Below are 20,653 nucleotides of genomic sequence, written 5' to 3' on the forward strand. Positions count from 1 at the left end.
TGCTCACGGAACGAAGAACGTCCCGAATCCTGGGTACAACCCACCCTCGATGGTCGCAATCACCTGACCGACGCCGGGTTTGATCGTGACCGGAGGAGTCGGTGCACCTGCGAGGGTCGGGAAAAATGCCACGCCGGAGATGCCGGTTCCGAGGCTGATCCAGCGCACCGAGACGGCGGCTGTCACGGGTCGATCCGGTAACTGGTTGAGTATCGACAGCGTCGCCGTACCCGGTTCGAATCCCGATGACGCGCCGATGATCGGCGTAGGAAGATCAGCGAAAACGAAGGTCTGCAACTGAAATGGGGTAGCGGCCGGTGCAGCGGACGCCGCTGGAACGGACGCCAACATCAGGCCCGACACTGCAAAGATGGTCGCGAATCCTATGGCCAGCCGTCTGAATAGATCTCGTGACTTTCGCATAGCTAACGACCGTACGCGTCTGAATGTCCGAATCTAACCCCGCGAACCAAGATCGATACCACCTCGAGACACCGTCGAGAGCGGAGTAACGATCGCCTGCGTGCCCACGACAGGCGTAGCGGGACGCACGCTCCAATCACGGAGCGGGCAGGGGGAGGCGACGTGGACCGTGAGGCAGCCGAAGTCAGGACGCGGCGATGGACATACGCATTGGCGGGGGTGTCGGTGGTTGCTGTCGCAATAACGGTCGTCGCACTTGCGAACCTGCCAGCTGACGATCAACCCGCGACGGTCTCGCTTCCGAGGATCACGCCGCTCACGACAACGGAGACATTCGAACCGCCGCCGACGATCGTCACATCGCCTCCGGCGTATCCGACCGACATCCCGGGATGTGACACCGTCGAGCCGCCGGACACCGGGGAACTGTTCGGGTTCGCGACCTTCGGCGGAATGGACACCTACGACAATCCGAAATTCCCCTGGTTTTCAGCGAAGAAAGCAGTGGCCATGTCGGACGCGCTGAAGTCGGCAATCAAGACGCCGGTCGAATTGCGCTTTGCAAGTCCGACTCAGTCGCTGCTGTTCGGTCCCATCTGGGCGCCTGACCCGTCGCAGATACCGCCGGAGTACTCGGACACGGAGTTCGGTGGATCGACATCGGCGTACGGCGACCTTCGTCGCGGCACTGTCGAAGGAAGTCTGTCGGTTCAGGTACAGCAAAGCCAGCAGAGTCCGCCGCCGTGTGTTGCGGGTGAAATAACCAGCCGCACAGCATTTCCGGACGGAGCAATCGTCGACATCCATGACACGTGGACCGAAAGCGACGGTCGTCGGGCGTTGTCTCGCAACGCAAACGCTTATCTGCCGGACGGAACGTCGGTCTATGCCAACGTGACCGACGCACGGCCACTGGCCGAACCGCGTGCCGAACAGCAGTACAGCGGTGAACTACCGCTGACTGTCGACGAGCTGACGTCTCTCGTTCTCACACCCGGCATCCGGGTCACTGCGCCCATACCGCCGGAGACGGGACCGTTGCCCGTAAGTTGTTCCAACGGCGGGGAATCGAGGGCGTTGAATCTGACTCGGCAAGACTTGGAGCGGCTGAACTCCGCGCTGAACGAGTACTGGCAGCGTGCACCGATCGAGGGAGTGGTGTTCGATCGCCCGATCGGATCGCTGCAATTGGGCAATCACGACGACAACGCTGCGTGTTTCAGCTTGGCGATCACGCCGCCCGGGCTCGAAGGTGATATTGATATGAGCATCACCGGTGGGAACGAGTTACCCACGGCACCTGATGAATACGACCCCAGCTTCGATAGCGCGCCGGACGCCACGAAGTTCCTGTCCAACGGCTCGGCGATCACTTACGACGATAGCGAATCGACATCTGTCTCCATGGGATCGGACGGTGCGGCCGAGACTCGACGCCATCGATCGATCGCCGTCACATACCCCAACGGAGTGGAGATCAGACTCAGTACAAGCGGCTCCGGGACCTTGCTGACGTTCGAACAACTCGAGACCATAGCCACCGCACCGGGATTCCAACTGTGATCACCATGCCGGACCGAACCAAGCTGGCGTTGTTGGCAGCGGCGACGGCCGCAGCCCTCACGATCGCAGCGGCTGTTGTCAGTGTCTCGTACGCGCTTGCCGTCGACGGTCGACCCGCCACAACTCACATACCTGGAACGAGCGACGCCGCGCCGGGTATCGCGTGGACGCTCGACGCACCGACGTTACTCGATCACAAGTACGCGGCGTTCAGAAACCCGACCGTCCCAACCCAGTTCGATTCTGGGGAAGCAGGTTTCGCCGACTTCGGCGATGTCCTGGTGGCCATGGCCGGCTTACCGAATCAACGCACCGGGGAGTTCGACCGCGCCACGATGATCGGCGTTGACGCGGACGATGGTTCGGTCCGGTGGCAGGCCGACGCTGGCAAGATCGGCGGTTGCAGCGAGCGCCCGGCGGCCGGCAAGTTCGTGTGCTACTCGAGTAGCTTCGAAGACGATCAGACGTTTGTGACGTTCGATCTGTCGGATGGCACCGTCACTCGAACCCCCACGGAATGGGACATTTTCGGGCTCGACACCCTCGACGACCACGTCTACACGATCGAGGGCAACGTCGAAGACAACGACGTCCGAGTGCATGCTGGAACGCTGGACGACCCGGATGCCTATTGGTCGAATGCATTCGACAGCGGGGCGGGCTGGGAGGAAATCGCATTCGGGAAGACGATCACAACGAAGAACGGTGCTGGGCTTATCGATCTCGGCCGTGCGGCAGCGGGATTCGAGCTCGAATCGGGTACGCAGACCTGGACCGCTGGATATCCCGACTGCTCCGAGGACGTGACTTTCGCAGGCGACCTGCTGCAGCGGGTCAAGTTCGACTGCGACGACTACAGCGTGAAAGGCGTCGACCTTCTAGATTCCTCCGGCGAGGTTGTGATCAGCACGCAGCAGCGCTTTACACAGAGCCTCGAAGAGGCCGAGCCGACGGACGACTCGGTGCCGATCATCGTCGGCGACAGCGGCTTCGATCGGCGTAGTGGCGAAAAGTTATGGACCAGTTCGTTGCTGGTTTCCGACCCCGATGGCGACAGGCCGAACGGCACGGCCATCGGACTGTTCGGCGACGTCGTTCTGGTTCGCGGACAACAAAACCAAACCGTCTCGGGTGTCGACGCTCGTACAGGTAACCGGCTGTGGACGCACGAGACGCGCAGTTCGGAAGGATATGCGTTCGATGGACGAAACGTCGTCGCAGTCGACGACGTTCTGCGTGCGACGGACATCCGCACGGGCGAACAGGCCTGGGAGATTCCGGTGGATGCGATGGTCGAGTCCGATCGAGACTCGCCCAGAATTTTACGCGAAACCGATCAGAGTCTCATCTACGCGACCAATGCATCGTTGACCGCTTTGCGGTAGGGATGGAACCAGACATTCCCAACAGGACGGACCACCCGCATGATCATCGTTGCCGGACATCTTCGTGTCGATCCCGCAGGTCGGGAGGCCTATCTCGATACCTGCCGCGAAGTGGTTGCACTCGCTCGTGTTGCCCCGGGGTGTCTGGACTTCTCCCTGACGGCCGATCTGCTCGACGCCGACCGCATCAATATCTTCGAACGGTGGGCGACCGTCGCAGAACTCGCGGACTTCCGAGGATCGGGCACCGACGGCGACCAGGGTGCCGCGATACTCGATGCCGATGTCCGCGAGTTCTACTACGACCGTGAAGTGAAGCTGTAACTAGCCGAACAACTAACCGAAAGCAGCCAACAACTCTGCCGACGATGCGACCGCTCCGAACACACCGCCCTGCATGGTGACCATGTGCAACGCTGCCGCGTGGTTCGCGGGATCGGTTGCGCCGGTGCAGTCGGATAAGATCAGGCACTCGAAGCCACGATCGTTCGCCTCACGCATCGTGGTGTGAACGCACACGTCCGTCGTGATGCCGGTCAGGATGATGTTGCGAATTCCGTTGGTACGTAACACCAGGTCGAGATCGGTGGCGTAGAACGCGCCCTTACCCGGCTTGTCGATGATCGGTTCACCAGGTAGCGGAGCGACTTCGGGAACGATCTCCCAACCTGGTTCGCCCTGAACGAGTATCCGACCCTGCGGGCCGGAACTGCCGATCTCCGCGCCGATCTGGGCTGATCGCCACCGCTTGTTCGGCGGCAGGTCGGACAGGTCGGGACGGTGCCCCTCCCTCGTGTGAATGATCAGCAGTCCCGCTGCGCGCGCAGCTTTCAGCACGTGTGCGGTCGGCTCCAAACCTGCTCGGGTCAGCGACAAGTCGTAACCCATCGCGTCGACGTAGCCACCGACGCCGCAGAAGTCGACCTGCCAATCTATGTTGATCACCGCGGTCGCGGCTGGATCGATGGGTCCGTCGTAGGGCCACTTGTAGGGCTTCGCATCTACAGAACCGAGGGAACTCATTTTACGACCTCCACCGTGCGAGTCCGGAGCACGTAGCTGAAGCCGACGAAAGCTAGTGCACCGACGATCATTCCGACGAGAGCGTCCGACAGCCACGGCGCATATTCATGACTCGTCAACGCTGCAGCCGAGCCGACTGCCCACGCCGCGAACGGTGGCCAGCGAAGCGACGCCTCCGCGCGTGCCGAACCCCAGAAGCGTGGCAACACAAGCTGATCGAGAATGATGACGATGCCGATCGGCGGAACAATGACACCGAGCAGGTTCAGCCACTGCTCGAAGTGCGACCAGATGCCCGCGACTGCGAGCGCAACGCCGACCGCGCCGAGTATCAGGGTTAGCGGTCGCATCTTGTTGCCGCTGAGCTGACCCCAGCCGACTGCACCGTTGTACAGGCAGTGCGCGCACACCGAACCGAGGTTGACGAAGACGAAGACCACGGCGAGCGGGACCAGCAGCCCGCCCTGGTCGATCAACGTGCCGAGGAAGTTGCCTCCGTTGGTACCGGGATTGGTCGCTGCGCCGAGCGCGACGATCAGGCCGCCGACGAACAATGCGATTCCGTTGGCGATCGGGAACGCCGAGAATGCGGCCAGGAAGCCCTGTTTGCCGTTGCGCGACCATCTGGTGAAGTCCGACGTCATGGTGCCCGAGTCGATGAAGCACGCGATCACCAAGGTCACCGCTGCACCCATGCTCATCGCTGTCAATCCGGCTCCGCCGCTGTAGCTGACAGCTTCGGAAAGACTCGAATCTTGCAGCGCAAGAACGATTGCCGTCGCGCCGAGCACAATGAAGAGCGGCGCGGCGATGACGCCGATGACCGAGAGTGCTCTGATTCCGAGCAGCGTGATCGCGACATAACCAATGCCGGCGGCGAAGGTGGTCCACCGTTCACTCCACTGCATCGTGTCCGCGAGTATCGCCCCGGTCAGCCCGGTCTGGAAGGCGAACCAGCCGATGACGATCGTCGCCAGAAAGCCGGACGGAATGACGTAGCCCTTCTTACCGAACGTCTCCATTGCTGTGAGCGCGAAGTTCTTTCCGGTTTTTCCGGCGACGTAGCTCAGCGACCCGACATAGGCCATCAGGACGGCATTGCCGAGCGCGATGGCCAGCATGCCTTTCCAGAAGCCGAGCGAGTAGACGACCAAACCGCCGAATACGGCGCAGGTCAGGATCATCGGGAAACCGATCCACACCGCTGAGACTGACGCGAGGCTGCGGCGTGCCGACTGGGGGACAGGAACGTTTTCGTATTCTTCGGTGAGCGCCGCTGGGGCGGCCTCGGTATCGGTGACTTCTGCGACAGCAGTCATGGCAAGACCTTTCAGAACAAGCGATTAGTTGAGTACAGGACGACCGAGCGCATGCGCTGTGACCGCATGGGCTGCTCGTTCTTCGACGACGTCGTATGACGATCCGACGTGCTGATGCAACGCCGAGCGCGCACCCGGGAGATCTTCGGTGAGAAGCAGGTCGACGATCTCGAGGTGTTCGGAGATCGTGGTCGACACGCGTTCTTCGGTCGCGTAGTCGTACATGCGAACGAGCCGGATCTGGCCGTTCACAGCCTGAAGTGCCCGGGTGAGGGCGGGATTGCCTGCAGCTGAGGACAAACGAATGTGGTAGTCCTCGTCGAGCAGGACGATGTCGGGGCCTGGTTCGGGCGGCGCTGCCCGGAGGTCGAGCCAGTCGTCGCGAAGCCGCTCGAGAATCTCGACGTCGTAGCGCAGATGAGGATTATCGATCAGTCGAGTTATTCCCTGTAGTTCCAGGGTGATTCGAAGCTCGTACAGATCGCGGACACCAGCAAGGTCGGGAATGACGGGGTAGTAGCCGTCGGCCTCCCTGGTGAGCATGCCGTCGGCATGCAGCCGAACGAGAGCCTCGCGCACGGGTGTTCGCGAAGCACCGATGAGTTCGGCTACCCGGGTCTCGACCAGACGGGTGCGCGCAGTGAGTTCGCCGGCCATAAGACGGCGTCGCAACTCCCGATAGGCCTGCTCGCGGAGACTGCCAGGCTCGGTGTCCAGTTCGGTATCCATAGCTGTATACCGTCGTGCGAGCGTGTTTCAGCGCCTCGCTCGAAACGTAAACAGTGGGTCACCAAGAGCGCACAGAAGGCGCAGCCGGCCTAATACACGTCGCGGACGTAGCGCTTCTCTCGTCGTAACGCGTCCAGGTAGTCTTCGGCCTGGTCCGGGGTGATGCCGCCGTGTTCGGCGACGATGTCGTGCAGCGCTTCGTCGACGTCCTTGGCCATCCGGGTTGCGTCGCCGCAAACGTAGAGATGCGCGCCCTTCTGCAGCCAGTCGTAGAGGTCCCTGCCGTTTTCGCGCATCCGGTGCTGCACATAGTCCTTCTCGGACTGATCCCGCGAGAACGCGAGGTCGAGGCGGTCGAGCACGCCGTCACGTCGCAGTTCGTCGAGTTCCTCTTCGTAGAGAAAGTCCTGCGCGCGACGTTGATCGCCGAAGAACAGCCAATTGGATCCCGTCGCACCCGTCGCGCGACGCTCGTGGAGGAAGGCGCGAAACGGTGCGACGCCTGTTCCGGGACCGATCATGACGATCGGAACGGAGTCGTCGGTCGGCAACCTGAACGAGTTGTTCTTGGAGACGAATATCCCTGCGGTACTGCCTTTTCCGGCCCGGTCGGCGAGGTAGGTCGAGCACACGCCGCTGCGATTGCGCTCGGCATGGCGGTACCTGACGCTGGCAACGGTCGCGTGCACGGTCCCGCTGTGCGCGAGGGGACTGGACGAGATCGAATAGACCCGATGTTGCAGAGGCCGAAGCAGCGCAACGAATTCGGCGGGATCGATCGTAAGAGTCTCGTCGATCTGGAGTAGGTCGAGCACGTCCCTGCCCCACAGCCAGGCGTCGAGCGCGGTGTGATCTTCGGTGGAAAGCACATGCACGAGTTCGGCATCACCCGTCCGCTGCGCGATCTCGTCGATCAGGTCGGGTGAGGGTGTGGAGATTTCGTAGGACTCGGTGAGGGCATCGAACAGTGTGCGGGTTCCGGCCTTGTCGGTCACCGACGTCCCCGCGGGGACGCCGAGGCGATCGATCAGGGCAGTGACCAGGCTTGGGCAGTTCATCGGGCGAACGCCGATCCCGTCGCCGGCCTCGTAGGTCAGTCCGCTGTCGCCGAGGTCGAACTCGTAGTGGCGTACCTCTTTGTGCGACTGGGGTCCCGAGAGCCGATGGTTAGCGAGAACGTTCGCCGCGTAGGGGTTCTTGCGATTCCACTGCGACCGCGGAGTTCGCGGTCGAGGGGTCCTTGGCGCACTCACGTCCGTGTCTCCTATCCGGCCTTCGGCCTCGTGAGTCTTTTCGGAGGTCGGGCCCTCCGGAAGTGCTCACGAGCGGTAGCTTACTAAGCTAAGGCTTACCTCCATAAATTGGTGACGTGCGTCATATCGCCCTGTGTCGCGCTACGAGCCCTGAGCTGCTTCGGGTCGATACAGCCACTCGTCGAGGGAGAAATCGCTGCGGATCTTGCCGCCGTCGACGAGGAACTGCTTGGTGCCGGTCAGCAGCGCGATTCCCGCTGCGGGGAACGGCTCGGTCGGAACCGTCTCCGGGCGCGCGGCCGCTCGCACGACGTCGGCGGGAAATTTCGACGACCCGATTTCGTAGTTGACGTAGTCGTCCCAGTGGTCCTTCGCGTACTTCTCGGCGTCGACGAGTACCTGCTGCCAGGTTGCGCCGAAGTCGGGATGCGACGATAGAAAGTCGTCACTGCTCACGGACGCGCTTGTGCCTGCCAGGTTCGGGTGGTTGTCGTAGACGGAGTCGACTTGGTGAAAGCCTTTGGCGAGGAACGCATGTAGTGATGCCGATGGGTTGACGTCAGGCAACGCCGCCGCGTCGATCTCGCCGGAGTTCAACGGCGCTTCCTGATCGGCAGGGAACAGGTGAATCAATTCCGCTTGAATGCCCTGCTCCTGCAACGCACCTTGCAGGTAGCGGTCGATGTACGACCCGGATGGTACACCGATCTTCTTGCCGGCCAGGTCCTTCAACGTCTGGATCGCTGGATCCTTCGCGACGACACCGGCGTTGTTGTTGAACGCGCTCAAGGCGAGCAGACGCGTCTTCAAGCCGCTGCCACGGGCGACGAGTGCAGGGGTATCGCCGTAGTTGGCGACGTCCAGTTCACCTGCGACCAGAGCCTGGTTGAGGTCGGGTCCGTTGGGGAAGCTGAAGATTTCGACGTTCTCGACGCCCTGGTCTTGCAAGGCAGATACCAGCGCCCCGCGGGAATGGGCGAAGCCGAGCGGGCCGGTGAGGACGTTGCCCGACCCGATCGTGCCGATGCGGAGCGTGTCGATGTTCGTACGGGTTGCCGAACCGGAATGGTCGGAGCTGCAGCCCGATACGACGAGTGCTGCCGCGGACAGGACCGCGGCAGCGGCAATCGTGAATGTGCGCATGGAAAATGAATCGCTTTCGGTAGTAAACGTCAGGACTCGACGAGTCGAGGGGGTGGTGTTCCGTGTGGGATCGGCGGTCCGACCGCGACGAGAGTTCCGGCGGCGCGGCCTTTGCCCCACCCGAGCTTCTCCCGGTAGCGGCCGATGTGGCTCGGGTCGATCACGCGATCGTCGGGGAGGGGACTCGATTCGGGATGGACATAGAGCGCGTCCGTCGGGCAGTAGGCCTCGCACATGAAGCAGGTCTGGCAGTCGGATTGCCGTGCAATCGTGGGGATCCCGGATTCGGTCCGGTCGAAGACGTTGGTGGGACACGCGTCGACGCACTTGTCGCACCCGATGCAGGCGTCGGCGAGCACGATCTCGATCATGACGCCGCGCCGAGCACTCGGCCGGTGCGGGCAATTCCACTCACCGGGGACGTCGATGCAGTCCAGACGGAGTCGAGCCCGCCGGTGTAAACGTGATGGCGTTGGCCGGGATCGATCTCCGGGTAGTCTTCGCGTTTGCTCATCCCGCGGCTTTCTGTGCGTGCCAACGTCGATTCGTACATCCACCGCCCGACCGCCGTGATGGCAGCGGCCTGCCGCGCGCGGACCTTCTCATCACCTGTGCTGCCGCCGAGTTCGCTGGTGACCCTGTCCCACAACGAGTTCAGCTCACCAAGAGCGGCGGTGACGCGACTGCCGTGTCGCAGGTAGTTCTTCTCGAACGGGATCAGTTCGTGCTGCGCGGCGGCAATGACATCTGTGGCGGTCAGTCCACCGCGCGCGGGTTCGAGTGCGGTACGCCCCGCGCCGTGCAAAGTTGCCACCGTCGAACTGCCGGACGACCGCGCGAATCGCGCCGCGCCTCGGCCTGCCCACGAACCGGACGACATCGCCCATGCCGAGTTATGGCTGCCGCCACCGGTGAAGCCACCGCAGATACGTTCGCGCGTCGCTGCATCACCAGCGACGTACAGACCGGGGACACTCGTCGCGCAATCCTCGTCGACGATGTCGATTCCGCCCGTGCCGCGGACTGTTCCTTCGGCGAGCAGGTCGACCTCGAACCTGTCGGTGAATGGGTCGATGCCACGACGGTCGAACTGCAGGAAGAAGTTCGGCTGACCGAGCCGCATCTTTCGCTGCACTTCCGCGTCGGCACGATCGAGCTGCGCAAACACCGGTTCCGACAACAACGTTCGGGCGATTACCGAACGCCCCTTCATGGAACCGGCGCCCTCGACGATGCGACCGTCGGCGTGGAAGAACGTCGCGTAGCCGTAGTAGGCGGTCTTGGTGACGGTCGACCCCGCCGGAACGATGGCGTAGGCGTTCGAGAACTCCATACCCGAGAAGTGCGCACCGACCTCAGCAGCCATCAATGCCCCGTCGCCGGTATTGACGTTGGTACCCAGTGCCCGAGAGAGGAATGCACAACCGCCGCTTGCCAATACGACCGCACCGGCGGTGATTCGATAGTTTCGATCCAGTTGACGCTGGTATCCCGCCGCGCCGCGAACCACACCGTCGTCGTCCGCCAGCAGTTCCAGAGCGGGGGAGTGATCGACGATCTGGACGCCGAGGCGTTTCACCCAGGCGCGCATCCGTCGCATGTATTCCGGACCCTGCAGGCCGGTGCGAATCTGAGCACCCGTGTCCGGGTCGACGGGGAACGGGTATTTGCCCTCGATCGCAAGGCGATTCATGTTCGCGTAGGTCTGGTCGAGAACGCGATCCATCCAGTCGTGATCGGCGAGGTGGCCGCCGAGCGTTTCTCTGCTCGCCTTCGCGTCGGCGCGCTTGGCGGGATCCGGTGCGACATACCAGACACCGGTGCCGGACGGGGCGGTCGCGCCGCTGGTCCCGCAGTACCCCTTGTCGACGATCTTGACCTCGGCGCCCGACTGTCGTGCGTGCACGGCAGCCCACGTCGCGGCCGGTCCGCCGCCGATGATCAGAACGTCGGTGGTGGCTTCCCACGTGTGCGTCACAGCTCTGCTCCTGTTGGTGCGTCGGGGTTTACGCCGAGTGCGATGAGCAAACGACGTCGAAGGGCGGAAAAGTCGGCGTCGACGACGGACCTCGGTCGGGGCACTGTCACCACGAACTCTTCTGCGATGCGCCCGTCCCGCAACACCAAAGCGCGATCGGCAAGCAGGAGTGCTTCTTCGACGTCGTGTGTCACCAACAGCACCGCCGGTTTGTGCTGCTCCCACAGCCTGCTGACCAAGGCCTGCGCCTTGATCCGGGTCAGTGCGTCGAGTGCGCCGAACGGTTCGTCGAGTAGCAGAACCTCTGGGTTGCGCACGAGGGCGCGCGCCAACGCAACTCGCTGTGCCTCGCCGCCGGACAACGTTGCGGGCCAGACGTTCGCTTTGTCCTCCAGACCGACTTCGGCAAGTGCCGCGTGGGCACGAGCCTTCGAGTCTTTACCCTCGTTGCCGAGAACGACGTTGCGCCACACATTGATCCAGGGAATCAGCCGATGTTCCTGAAACACGATCGCCTTCGACTTCGGAACGTCCAGGGTTCCGGTGAAGCCATTGTCGAGGCCGCCGATCGCACGAAGGAGGGTGCTCTTGCCGGAACCGCTCGCTCCGAGCAGAGCGACGAATTCGCCCGGTGCAATGTCGAGATCGACCGACCGGAGAACCGGCTTACCGTCGAACGATCTGCCTGCGCCGCGGACCCGAACACCGACTGCTGTAGCTGTTGTCATCACTGCCCCTCGAATCCGGTACGCCAGGAAAGGAATCTGCTTTCGAGAACGCGGACGAAAACGTCGGTGAGCAATCCGAGCACGGCGTAGATCACCAGAACGAGGAAGATCTGATCGGTGCGCAGAAACTCCTTGGCGTCGTTCATCAGGAAGCCGAGCCCGACGGGTGTGGTCTGCATCTCGGCGACAACCAAAGCGAGCCAACCGATTCCGAGCGCTTGCCGAAGTCCGACGAAGATCTGTGGCAGCGCGCCAGGCAGGATGATCTTGCGCACCAGAGCGACTCGCGACAGCCAGAGTGACTGTGCCGCCTCGACGAGTCTGCGGTCGACGCCGCGGATGCCGGCAAGGACATTCAGATAGATCGGAAAGATCGGCGCAACGATGATGAGTGCGATCTTGAAGTTGTCGCCGATCCCGAACCAGATGATGAATACTGGGACGAGCGCGAGCGCAGGCATCATGCGCAGGGCCTGAATGGGCGCGTTGACAAGGTCTTCGGCTATCCGGAACAGGCCGGCCGCCGCTCCGAGCACGAGCCCGATCGCGATGCCGATCGACAGTCCAACGGCGACGCGCCGCGTCGAGGCCTCGAGGTGACGCCAGAGTTCGCCGGTGCGGATCAGCTCCCAGCCGGCGTCGAGTACTTCGGTCGGGGCGGGTGTGGTGATCCCTAACCATGAGCGCGCGCCGAGCTGCCACAGGATCACGACGAGAACGAGGCCTGACGACTGGCGTGCGAGCTTGACCAGGCGCCCGGCTCGCGCGGACCGCTGTGGGGGCGGCGCGGTGTCGAGCTCGGTCGGCTCGGTGGGCGCGGCGGTATCGGCGCGTGTGAGTTGCAGCGTCACAGGCGAATCGATTCAGTGCTGACGGACATGGTGGCCAACGCTAGAAGTGGCATCGGCGCCGGGACAGAGTTGTAATCAGCTCGATCCGTATCTCGATCCGTATGCAGCACAACGCTCGCATCACGCTGCGTCGAACCGTGGCGGCGCGCGCAGTTGTCGGTAGTTTCGTCGATATGGATCTTGGTCTAGAGGGTAAGCGTGCAATCGTCACCGGCGGCAGTCGTGGCATCGGCAAGGCAATCGCAATCGGGTTGGCGCGTGAAGGTGTCGATGTCGTCATCGCTGCGCGTGATGCGTCGGTGCTCGAAGCGACGGCTCGCGACATCGCACAGGAAACCGGCAGGCGGGTTCTCGGCGTCGCGACCGACACCGGTGACGATGCCGCTGTGCAAGCGCTGGTGCAGCACACCGTCGATGAACTCGGTGGCGTCGACATTCTTGTCAATTCCGCTGCGACGCCGTGGAGTGCCGGTGCGCCAACCGATTTCGCGTCGACAACCGACGACGTCGTACGCCGGGAGGTCGAAATCAAGGTGCTCGGCTACCTCCGCACCGCGCGTGCGGTCGCTCCGCACTTCATCGAGCAAGGCTGGGGCCGGATCATCAACATCAGCGGACTCGGTGCACGACAGGCAAATTCGATCGCACAGACGATCCGCAACGTCAGCGTCTCGGCACTGACGAAGAACCTCGCAGACGAACTCGGTCCGAAGGGAATCAACGTCACGGTCGTCCACCCTGGTCTGACACGAACCGAGCGGCTCACCGACCGGCTCACCGCGCAGGCGGCCTCAGGCGACTCCACGGTCGCGGAACTCGAAGCTGCACTTGTGAAGAACTCCATTCGCCGGGTTGTCGACGCGAGCGAAGTCGCTGATGTCGTGACGTTCTTGGCATCGCCACGCAGCATCGGCATCACCGGCGACGCGATTGCGGTCGGCGGTGGCGTGCCGGGTCCGGTGTACTACTAATCGACTGCCGGATAATGACCGCGTGAGCGATACCAACTGTCCGTGCCGGAGTGGCGAAACCTACGACGCCTGCTGCGGCCCGATCCTGGCTGGCGACAAACCCGCTGCGACGGCAACGCGGTTGATGCGGTCGCGCTACACCGCGTTTGCCGTCGGCGATCGGGACTACCTCGTGCGGTCGTGGCACCCGCAGATGCGACCCAAGAAGCTGACCCTCGATCCGGACGAGGAGTGGTTTCTTCTCGAGGTGCTTGCCGCCAGCAAGGGCAGCATGTTCGACACGGACGGAACGGTGGAGTTCAGGGCGCACTACCGCCTCGATGGTCGACGCGACGTGGTGCACGAGAACAGTCGTTTCGTCAGGTACGAGGGTCGATGGGTCTACTGGGGACCCTCGGCCTCGTGAGTCTTTTCGGAGGTCGGGCCCGCCGGAAAGACGCACAAGGCCGAAGGCGCTGGGACTATGCTGGTGACCTAAGCCCGCAGCCCCGAACCGAGACCAAAGATGGTCCATACCGATCCGTTCTCGACGCAGCCCGACCTCGCGTCGACGTTCGTCGCTGAGCTTGCAGCGGCGGGATTCGAAGCTGCCCGCGAAATCGGTCGAGGCGGATTCGGCGTTGTATATCGCTGTGAACAGCGCAGTCTCGACCGCACCGTAGCCATCAAAGTTCTCACCGCCGACCTCGACGAGGAGAACCTGCAGCGATTCCTGCGCGAGCAGCGCGCGATGGGCAAGCTGTCCGGCCACCCGAACATCGTCACGATCCTCGAGGTCGGGGCAACCGCGGCGGGGCGTCCGTACATCGTGATGCAGTACCACCCGCACGGTTCGTTGGAAGGCAGGGTCCATCGAGACGGACCGATCAGCTGGAAGGAATCGGTGCACGTCGGCATCAAGATGTCGGGAGCACTCGAAACTGCCCACCTCCACGGAACACTGCACCGAGACGTGAAGCCCGGCAATATCCTGCTGACCGAATACGGCGAACCGCAGCTGACCGACTTCGGTATCGCGAGGATCTCCGGCGGCTTCGAGACCTCCAAGGGTGCGGTGACGGGATCGCCCGCGTTCACCGCGCCGGAGGTGTTGCAGGGCCATCCACCCGACCCGACCTCCGACGTCTACAACCTCGCCTCGACGCTGTTCTGTTCGGTGACGGGTCATGCGGTATTCGAGCGGCGTAGCGGCGAGCACATGGTGGCCCAGTTCCTGCGGATCACCAAGCAGCCGACGCCGGATCTGAGCGACTACGGACTGCCCACCGACGTTGCAGCGCTGATCGAGCGCGCGATGTCACGCGAGCGTGGTGCCCGCCCCTCGACTCCCGCTGCGTTTGGTGAACTGCTGCAAGAGATTCAGCGCAGGCACAGTCTGCCGGTCGATGATGTGCCGGTGCCGATCGCGTCGTCGGGGACGGGTAACGGACCTGGCGACGCGTCGATGACGACGGGTTCCGGGCGGCGTGGCTATTCGGCTCGCACGGTCACCCCGCCTGCGCCCGCGACGCGGTTCAGACCACCTGCTGCGACGCGCGCACTGGTGGGTCGCAATCGGTTGATCGAGCAACTGCAGCGCGGGCAGCAGCGCCGGCTGACCGTCATCCACGGACCGACAGGGTTCGGCAAGAGCACGCTCGCCGCCCAGTGGTGCGAGCAACTCACCGCGGACGGTCACGCGATCGCCTGGCTGACAGTCGATCACGACGACAACAACGTCGTGTGGTTCCTCTCGCATCTCATCGAAGCGATCCGCGCTGTACGTCCCGCTCTCGCACACGAACTCGCCGAGGTGCTCGAAGAACACGGCGACGAATCCGAGCGCTACGTCCTGACGTCGCTGATCAACGACATCCATGCGACGGGCGAACGGATGACGGTCGTCGTGGACGACTGGCATCGCATCTCCGATCGTTCGACCATCCTCGCTTTGCGCTTCCTGCTCGACAACTGTTGTCCCGGTTTGCATGTCGTCGTCACGAGTCGCAGCCAGCAGGGACTTCCGATGAGTCGCATGAGGATGCAGAATCAGCTGCTCGAGATCGACTCGGCGGCATTACGTTTCGACAAGGACGAGTCGCACAGCTTCCTTGTCGACCTTGGCGGACTCGATCTGGATCGTGCCGATGTTGCGGATCTCACGGAGTCGGCGGACGGGTGGGTCGCCGCACTGCAATTGGCGTCACTGTCGTTGCGTGGCAGCGACGATCCGTCCGAACTTATCGGTCACCTCACCGGGCGGCACCACGCGATCAGCGAGTTTCTTGCAGAGAACGTGCTCGATACCCTCGAGCCCGACATGCTCGCGTTCCTGCTTGCGACGTCGGTGACCGAACGGATTTGCGGCGACCTCGCATCGGCGCTCGCCGACGTTCCCAACGGCCAGATGATGCTGGAGGAGGTCGCCGAACGCGACCTGTTCCTCCATCGCGTCGACGACCAGTGGTTCCGGTACCACCACCTGTTCGCAGACTTTCTGCGGCAACGGCTCGAACGGCAGACGGGTGACCGAGTACGCGAGTTGCACCGCATCGCGTCGCAGTGGTTCGCCGTCAACCGACACGTCAGCGACGCCGTGGATCACGCACTGGCAGCAGGGGATCAGCTGCGCGCCGTAGAGATCGTCGAGCAGGACGGCATCTACCTGCTGGAGCATTCGCAGATGGCGTCGCTCATCGGTCTTGTCGAGAAGTTGCCCGAGACGGTGGTCGATACGCATGCGCGACTGCAACTTGCGTTGGCGTGGGCGAACATCTTCCTGCATCGTGCGGAGCCTGCTCGGCATGCGTTGCGGTTGGTGGAGTCGACGTTGGACGCGTCCGGACTCAGCGAATCCGAGATCGCCGATCTGCGGGTCGAGGCTGGGGTGGTGCACGGTGTGGTCGCGCTCCGCGCCGACGTCATCGACAGTATCGACGAACTTGTCGCTCCCTGTCTGGCACGGCCGGATACGTTGCGGCCGTTCGTCGTCTCGGTTGCTGCCAACCTGGCCACCTTCGCGGCGGCATACCGCTGCGATCGGACCGAACTGGAACGGTTGCAGGACTGGGCCGTTCCCTATCACCGACGAAACAAGGGGAAGTACAACGAGATTCATGCCTTGTGTTTCGTCGGGCTGGGCGCGAGCCTGATGCTCGACATCGAGGCGGCCGAGCGCAGCTTCAGGAAAGCGCTGAAGGTCGCACGGCACTCCGGTGGCAGCCATTCCTACACAGCACGGCTCGCTGGGTCGCTGCTCGGTGAATTGCTCTACGAGCGTGGCGATGTCACCGAGGCCGAACGGCTGCTGGACGAGGGCTACAAGCTCGGTGCCGAAGGTGGGTCGGTCGATTTCAAGATCGCGCGCTACGTCGTCGGTGCACGGATCAAGGCCCTGCAGGGCGACCGAGCGGCCGCGACGCGTCGATTGAACGAGGGGGCGCGAATCGGTCGATCGATGGCGTTGACACGTCTGAGCGCCGAGGTCGAGAACGAACGCATACGGCTCGGGCTGCCACCACATCCCGAGTTCGGAGCGTTGCCGGTCGTCCAGTACGAGGACCGCAGGCAACCGACCGACCCCATCGAGGAGATCACGGCGCTCTACGAGGAAGCGACTGCGATCAGATTGCTTCTGGCTCAGCGCGATACGCCGGAGAAGGTCGACCTTGCCAGGGTTTGGGCACAGGAATGGGTCGATCGGCTGCGGGCTCGCAACCGACCACGCGCGCTACTGAAGGTCCGTCGTCTGCTCGTCGCCTGCCTCGTCGCGACGGGTCGTATAGACGAAGCCAAGCTGAACCTGGCGACGATTCTGGCGCAGTGTGCCGGCCTCGGATCGGTGCGCTACATCCTCGACGGGGGTCCGTATGTCGTTCAGATGATTGCGGCCTTGCGAGAGGATCAGATCGCGGGTCGGTGGGCCTCTGACTGGCCCGAGGTGCCTGCCGAGTTCCTGATCCAGCTCGTCAATGCCGAAGCGGCTCAGGAGATTTAGGCGGCTCCGCCGCTCGTGAGTCCTTTCGGAGGTGCGGCCCTCCGAAAGGACTCACGAGGCGCGGAGCGCCCTTGCCGATTTTCACCGGGCATGATTGGACACATGGCAGCCCCAGCAACACCTCCAGGCCACAGCATCGATCCCCGCCGCACGGCGGTTCTCGCGCTGCACTGGCAGGTCAATGTCATCGAGCCCGAAGGCTTCTTCGGTCCAATGTTGGCGGCACCGGTGGCCGAGAGTGGGGTCGTCGATCGTGCTGTCCGATTCCACGACGCGATCCGCGCTGCTGGGGTGCCGCTGATCTTCACGCGGTTCACCGTTCCGGAGGATGAGGGTCAGCTGATTCGCAACACCGGGTTCATGACGGCAGTCGGTGCTGCGCAGGAATCCTTTCGGCCGGACTCGTCCGGTGCCGCGTTGATCGACGCGATGGCGCACCAAGCCGAGCCAGGGCTGGTGTTCGACAATCAGCGGCTCTCCGGCCTAGCCGCCAACGGCGTCTCGGCATGGTTGACCGAGCACGGTATCGACACCGTCTTGATCACCGGCGTCGCAACCAACCTCACGGTCGAGCAAACCGCGCGCCACGGAACGGACCTCGGCTTCACCGTCCATCCGATCAGCGACTGCACGGCAGCTCCGACACCTGAGGTGCACGCGGCGTCACTCGCCAACCTCGACCTCACGACAGCGGGCTGCCTGAGCGCCGAGGAGGCGTTGGCTCTCCTCGGCTGAGCCTGGCCTATGCTGCCTGTTCTGTGATGGGGGAGTTGAGCGCGAATTCGAGTTCTGGCAACACTTCCGAGAACGGATCGCAGAACGCGTGGACGTCGTAGGCGTTGAAGGATGCCCGCTCACCCAGCAATGCCGTTGCACAGCAAAGGAATTCGGTTAGATAAAACTCGACGTCCGCGACGAAGCTTGCACGAACTCCTATGAAACTTCCCGCCAGCAGCTCGCTTGCCGGCGGGCAGCCTCGCCGTCCGGTCACAGCTAGCCCGCGTAAGCGTGCGGCGAGCGACGTGGTCCGCAATTCGAGCCAGGCCTCTATGAGGTAGTCCAATTCGTCCCAATCTGCGTCGTCCAGTTGCATCCGGACGGTGTCGAGGATGTGTTCAGGTGCCCACCACGCCTCTTCCGGAGCCATGGACGACGACGTGTGCGCCGAACTCCACGGGCCGAACGCGGCTAGGCGCGTCGAGTCGTCGAGTTGGTCGGCAACGGTCGATGCGACCAGGATTGCCGCTAGTTGGTCGACCAAGATGCCCGAAAGGCCGTTGCACACGTTGCCGACGTCGTCCATACCGCAGGTGTTCTGGATTGCCCGCCACATCGCCTCGTCGGCATTCGGTCCCCGAAACGATTTCACCAGAGTGAGGGCAAGCCTGGAGGCGTTGCGAGCTGCCTCGTCGCGTCCGACAAGCCTGGCGAGTGTGGACGTAGTTCCTAGGATCACCCGCGGTCCGCCTCCGGTGTGTTCGGCGTCCATCGTTCGCCACAACAGATCGGTAAGCATGTCGGGCGTCGCCTGGGAGATCGCATGCGCACGTGCTGCCACGATCGGCGTCAGCGGTCCGAACTCCTGTTCACACGCAAACGAGGCGTCTGCGCGTGGTGCGCGAAAACCGCGCAGACCCCGGCGATTCGGTACGACCGTCGCCAATATTGCTGCCTGTTCCGAGCGCCACAGCGGGATGGTGCCAGCTGGTAGATCGGCAAGCGGGACCACGTCCGGAAGGTGCAATCGACCGCGAATCGGCATGATGTGCGCTCCGGAGTCGGCTCTGTAGGCCTCGACCTGGTCACGCGGGACGGGTTCGCCCGGCGTCCAGATCACCGTTGACGCACCACCGTCGTACGTGCAGGAAACGGGCTCGCCGATCGCCAACGCCCCGTCGACGAGCAGGCTCGCGAAGCGATTGAGTTGATGCGCGCAATCGTCGGAACTGAGTATCCAGGGGGAGTCGGACGGATCTTGCTCGGGAGCAGCCGCCAGGTGGAGCTCCGGCAGGCCACGATCTGCCAAGCCGATCGTGTACGCGAATGCCGCGGTCGGATCTTCGGGATCGAAGACGTACTGAACCTTCCAGAAGATCTCACGGTGTAGCTGCTCGCGGGCAGGCTGCTCGAACATTTGTTCCCCTCTCGTCTGGTGTCGACGAGGTTAGCGAGGGGGTCCGACACAATCAGCTGATAGTGGATCTCATTGATGCAGTGCAGCTTTGACGACCACGTCGTGAATCGTCGATTCCTTGCCGTCGGGCCCGACCACGGTGCGCTGCGATTCGTGAGCAGTCGAGACGTCCCAGCTGGCCGGGTCGAGACGAGCCGTGATCGCACCCGCGGTAGCAGAAGCCGAGGCCGGCGGCAGGTGGTCACCGTGACCGTGTCCATGCGCAGAACCGTCGCCATGCGACCCGCGATGGAGGTGGCCGACGATGAACAGGGTGCCCCCGGGAGCGACCCAGGACGCGATGCGGTCGTAGAACTCCAACTGTGGCATCGCGGGGTGTGCGTAGTGGGTGGTGACCAGGTCGTAGCGTGCGTCCGGTTCCCACGTGGACAGGTCGGCTTCGACCCAGCGCACTCGGTCGGAGACCACGGCCTCGGCTGCCTTCTCGGTCGCTCGGGCAAGAGCATCGGCGCTGATATCCGCCGCGGTGACCTCCCAGCCGTGCGCCGCGAGCCAGATGGCCTCGGTTCCGGCACCGCAGCCCGCGTCGAGGGCTGTTCCGGGCGCGAGGTCGCCGATCTCGCGAATCAAGTGCGGGTTGGGTTGGCCAGCGGCCATGGCCATGGCGCGATCGCCATGCCAAATGTCGTCCCAGTAGGTCTTGTCGAACGAATGAGGTTGCTCAGCCATGTCCTGCCCGTCTTCGAGTCCGTGTGTACCGCATCCGAGTCGTGAGTCCTTTCGGAGGTCGGGCCCGCCGAAAGGACTCACGAGGCGCGAAGCGTCCACCCCTGAAACGCACTGTCCCCCAACACCCGAAGGTGTTGGGGGACAGTGGAGAAGCTCAGTAGAGCTGGGAGATCAGACTGGGCGAACGCCGGTTGCCTGCGGGCCCTTTGCGCCCTGGCCAACCTCGAACTCGACCTTCTGGTTCTCCTCCAGAGTACGGAAACCGTTGCTCTGGATCTCGGAGTAGTGGACGAAGACGTCAGCGGAGCCATCTGCGGGGGCGATGAAGCCGAAGCCCTTTTCCGCGTTGAACCACTTAACAGTGCCCTGTGTCATGCTTTTAATATCCTTTTTTCCTACCAGGTACGACGGACGGTTCTTACTATCCATCGGGCCGGCTGAGGTCGCG

General features: G+C 63.2%; 19 protein-coding genes and 1 pseudogene. 7 read left to right on the forward strand and 13 right to left on the reverse strand.

Annotated elements, in window-relative coordinates:
- Window positions 1-3: 3 nt before the first annotated feature.
- Entirely contained in the window at window positions 4-363 is a 360-nt protein-coding gene (locus tag ACHIRB_RS29440) for a hypothetical protein (RefSeq protein ID WP_395125369.1), read from the reverse strand.
- Between the two features lie 222 nt (window positions 364-585).
- On the opposite strand from ACHIRB_RS29440, the gene ACHIRB_RS29445 reads away from it, so the two are divergent.
- Genes ACHIRB_RS29445 through ACHIRB_RS29455 form a run of 3 tightly spaced genes read left to right on the forward strand, consistent with a single transcriptional unit; the run spans window position 586 to window position 3,695 of the window.
- Complete coding sequence (locus tag ACHIRB_RS29445) at window positions 586-1,986, forward strand: hypothetical protein (RefSeq protein WP_395125368.1); 1,401 nt, start codon at window positions 586-588, stop codon at window positions 1,984-1,986.
- A 5-nt stretch (window positions 1,987-1,991) separates the two neighbouring features.
- Window positions 1,992-3,371 carry an outer membrane protein assembly factor BamB family protein gene (locus ACHIRB_RS29450; protein WP_395125367.1) on the forward strand — a complete coding sequence of 460 codons (1,380 nt, stop codon included), beginning with the start codon at window positions 1,992-1,994 and terminating at the stop codon, window positions 3,369-3,371.
- Window positions 3,372-3,410: 39 nt separating this feature from the next.
- Complete coding sequence (locus ACHIRB_RS29455) at window positions 3,411-3,695, forward strand: putative quinol monooxygenase (RefSeq protein WP_395125366.1); 285 nt, start codon at window positions 3,411-3,413, stop codon at window positions 3,693-3,695.
- Between the two features lie 12 nt (window positions 3,696-3,707).
- On the opposite strand, the gene biuH is transcribed toward ACHIRB_RS29455, so the two are convergent.
- The 9 genes and pseudogenes from biuH to ACHIRB_RS29500 all read right to left on the reverse strand — a co-directional run bounded on the left by biuH (window position 3,708) and on the right by ACHIRB_RS29500 (window position 12,395).
- Window positions 3,708-4,394, reverse strand: a complete 687-nt coding sequence (gene biuH, locus ACHIRB_RS29460) for a biuret amidohydrolase (RefSeq protein WP_199705937.1) — start codon at window positions 4,392-4,394, stop codon at window positions 3,708-3,710.
- Window positions 4,391-5,713 (reverse strand): cytosine permease, encoded by a 1,323-nt coding sequence (locus tag ACHIRB_RS29465; RefSeq protein WP_395125365.1) that lies wholly within the window; start codon window positions 5,711-5,713, stop codon window positions 4,391-4,393. The genes biuH and ACHIRB_RS29465 overlap by 4 nt, the downstream gene beginning before the upstream one ends.
- A 24-nt stretch (window positions 5,714-5,737) precedes the next feature.
- Window positions 5,738-6,442 (reverse strand): GntR family transcriptional regulator, encoded by a 705-nt coding sequence (locus tag ACHIRB_RS29470; protein ID WP_395125364.1) that lies wholly within the window; start codon window positions 6,440-6,442, stop codon window positions 5,738-5,740.
- A gap of 89 nt (window positions 6,443-6,531) precedes the next feature.
- A pseudogene (locus tag ACHIRB_RS29475) lies at window positions 6,532-7,704 on the reverse strand (sulfite reductase subunit alpha); the annotation flags it as partial.
- A 132-nt stretch (window positions 7,705-7,836) separates the two neighbouring features.
- Entirely contained in the window at window positions 7,837-8,838 is a 1,002-nt protein-coding gene (locus ACHIRB_RS29480) for an ABC transporter substrate-binding protein (RefSeq protein WP_395125363.1), read from the reverse strand.
- Between the two features lie 29 nt (window positions 8,839-8,867).
- Window positions 8,868-9,209, reverse strand: a complete 342-nt coding sequence (locus tag ACHIRB_RS29485; protein ID WP_395125362.1) for a 4Fe-4S dicluster domain-containing protein — start codon at window positions 9,207-9,209, stop codon at window positions 8,868-8,870.
- The gene (locus ACHIRB_RS29490; RefSeq protein ID WP_395125361.1) at window positions 9,206-10,816 is read right to left on the reverse strand and encodes an FAD-binding protein; all 1,611 of its coding nucleotides are present in this window, start codon (window positions 10,814-10,816) and stop codon (window positions 9,206-9,208) included. Before ACHIRB_RS29490 ends, ACHIRB_RS29485 begins: the two co-directional genes overlap by 4 nt.
- Entirely contained in the window at window positions 10,813-11,544 is a 732-nt protein-coding gene (locus ACHIRB_RS29495; RefSeq protein WP_395125360.1) for an ABC transporter ATP-binding protein, read from the reverse strand. Before ACHIRB_RS29495 ends, ACHIRB_RS29490 begins: the two co-directional genes overlap by 4 nt.
- Window positions 11,544-12,395 carry an ABC transporter permease gene (locus ACHIRB_RS29500; RefSeq protein ID WP_395125359.1) on the reverse strand — a complete coding sequence of 284 codons (852 nt, stop codon included), beginning with the start codon at window positions 12,393-12,395 and terminating at the stop codon, window positions 11,544-11,546. The genes ACHIRB_RS29495 and ACHIRB_RS29500 overlap by 1 nt, the downstream gene beginning before the upstream one ends.
- Window positions 12,396-12,568: 173 nt before the next feature.
- Between ACHIRB_RS29500 and ACHIRB_RS29505 the strand changes: the two genes are divergently transcribed.
- The 4 genes from ACHIRB_RS29505 to ACHIRB_RS29520 all read left to right on the forward strand — a co-directional run bounded on the left by ACHIRB_RS29505 (window position 12,569) and on the right by ACHIRB_RS29520 (window position 18,077).
- A complete protein-coding gene (locus tag ACHIRB_RS29505) occupies window positions 12,569-13,366 on the forward strand; it encodes an SDR family NAD(P)-dependent oxidoreductase (protein ID WP_395125390.1) in 798 nt (265 codons plus the stop codon).
- 22 nt (window positions 13,367-13,388) lie between these two features.
- Window positions 13,389-13,772, forward strand: a complete 384-nt coding sequence (locus tag ACHIRB_RS29510) for a YchJ family protein (protein WP_395125358.1) — start codon at window positions 13,389-13,391, stop codon at window positions 13,770-13,772.
- 99 nt (window positions 13,773-13,871) lie between these two features.
- On the forward strand, window positions 13,872-17,342 hold the full coding sequence (locus ACHIRB_RS29515) for a protein kinase domain-containing protein (RefSeq protein WP_395125357.1): 3,471 nt from the start codon (window positions 13,872-13,874) through the stop codon (window positions 17,340-17,342).
- Window positions 17,343-17,444: 102 nt separating this feature from the next.
- Complete coding sequence (locus tag ACHIRB_RS29520; RefSeq protein ID WP_395125356.1) at window positions 17,445-18,077, forward strand: cysteine hydrolase family protein; 633 nt, start codon at window positions 17,445-17,447, stop codon at window positions 18,075-18,077.
- Between the two features lie 7 nt (window positions 18,078-18,084).
- Here the strand turns inward: ACHIRB_RS29520 and ACHIRB_RS29525 are convergent, their stop codons facing one another.
- The 3 genes from ACHIRB_RS29525 to ACHIRB_RS29535 form a co-directional block, all read right to left on the reverse strand.
- Entirely contained in the window at window positions 18,085-19,476 is a 1,392-nt protein-coding gene (locus ACHIRB_RS29525; protein ID WP_395125355.1) for a hypothetical protein, read from the reverse strand.
- 69 nt (window positions 19,477-19,545) lie between these two features.
- Entirely contained in the window at window positions 19,546-20,205 is a 660-nt protein-coding gene (locus ACHIRB_RS29530; RefSeq protein WP_395125354.1) for a class I SAM-dependent methyltransferase, read from the reverse strand.
- 171 nt (window positions 20,206-20,376) lie between these two features.
- On the reverse strand, window positions 20,377-20,580 hold the full coding sequence (locus ACHIRB_RS29535; RefSeq protein WP_199705946.1) for a cold-shock protein: 204 nt from the start codon (window positions 20,578-20,580) through the stop codon (window positions 20,377-20,379).
- Window positions 20,581-20,653: the final 73 nt, after the last annotated feature.

Origin of the sequence: Antrihabitans spumae, assembly GCF_043944905.1 — a bacterium.
GTDB classification, from domain to species: Bacteria; Actinomycetota; Actinomycetes; order Mycobacteriales; family Mycobacteriaceae; genus Antrihabitans; species Antrihabitans spumae.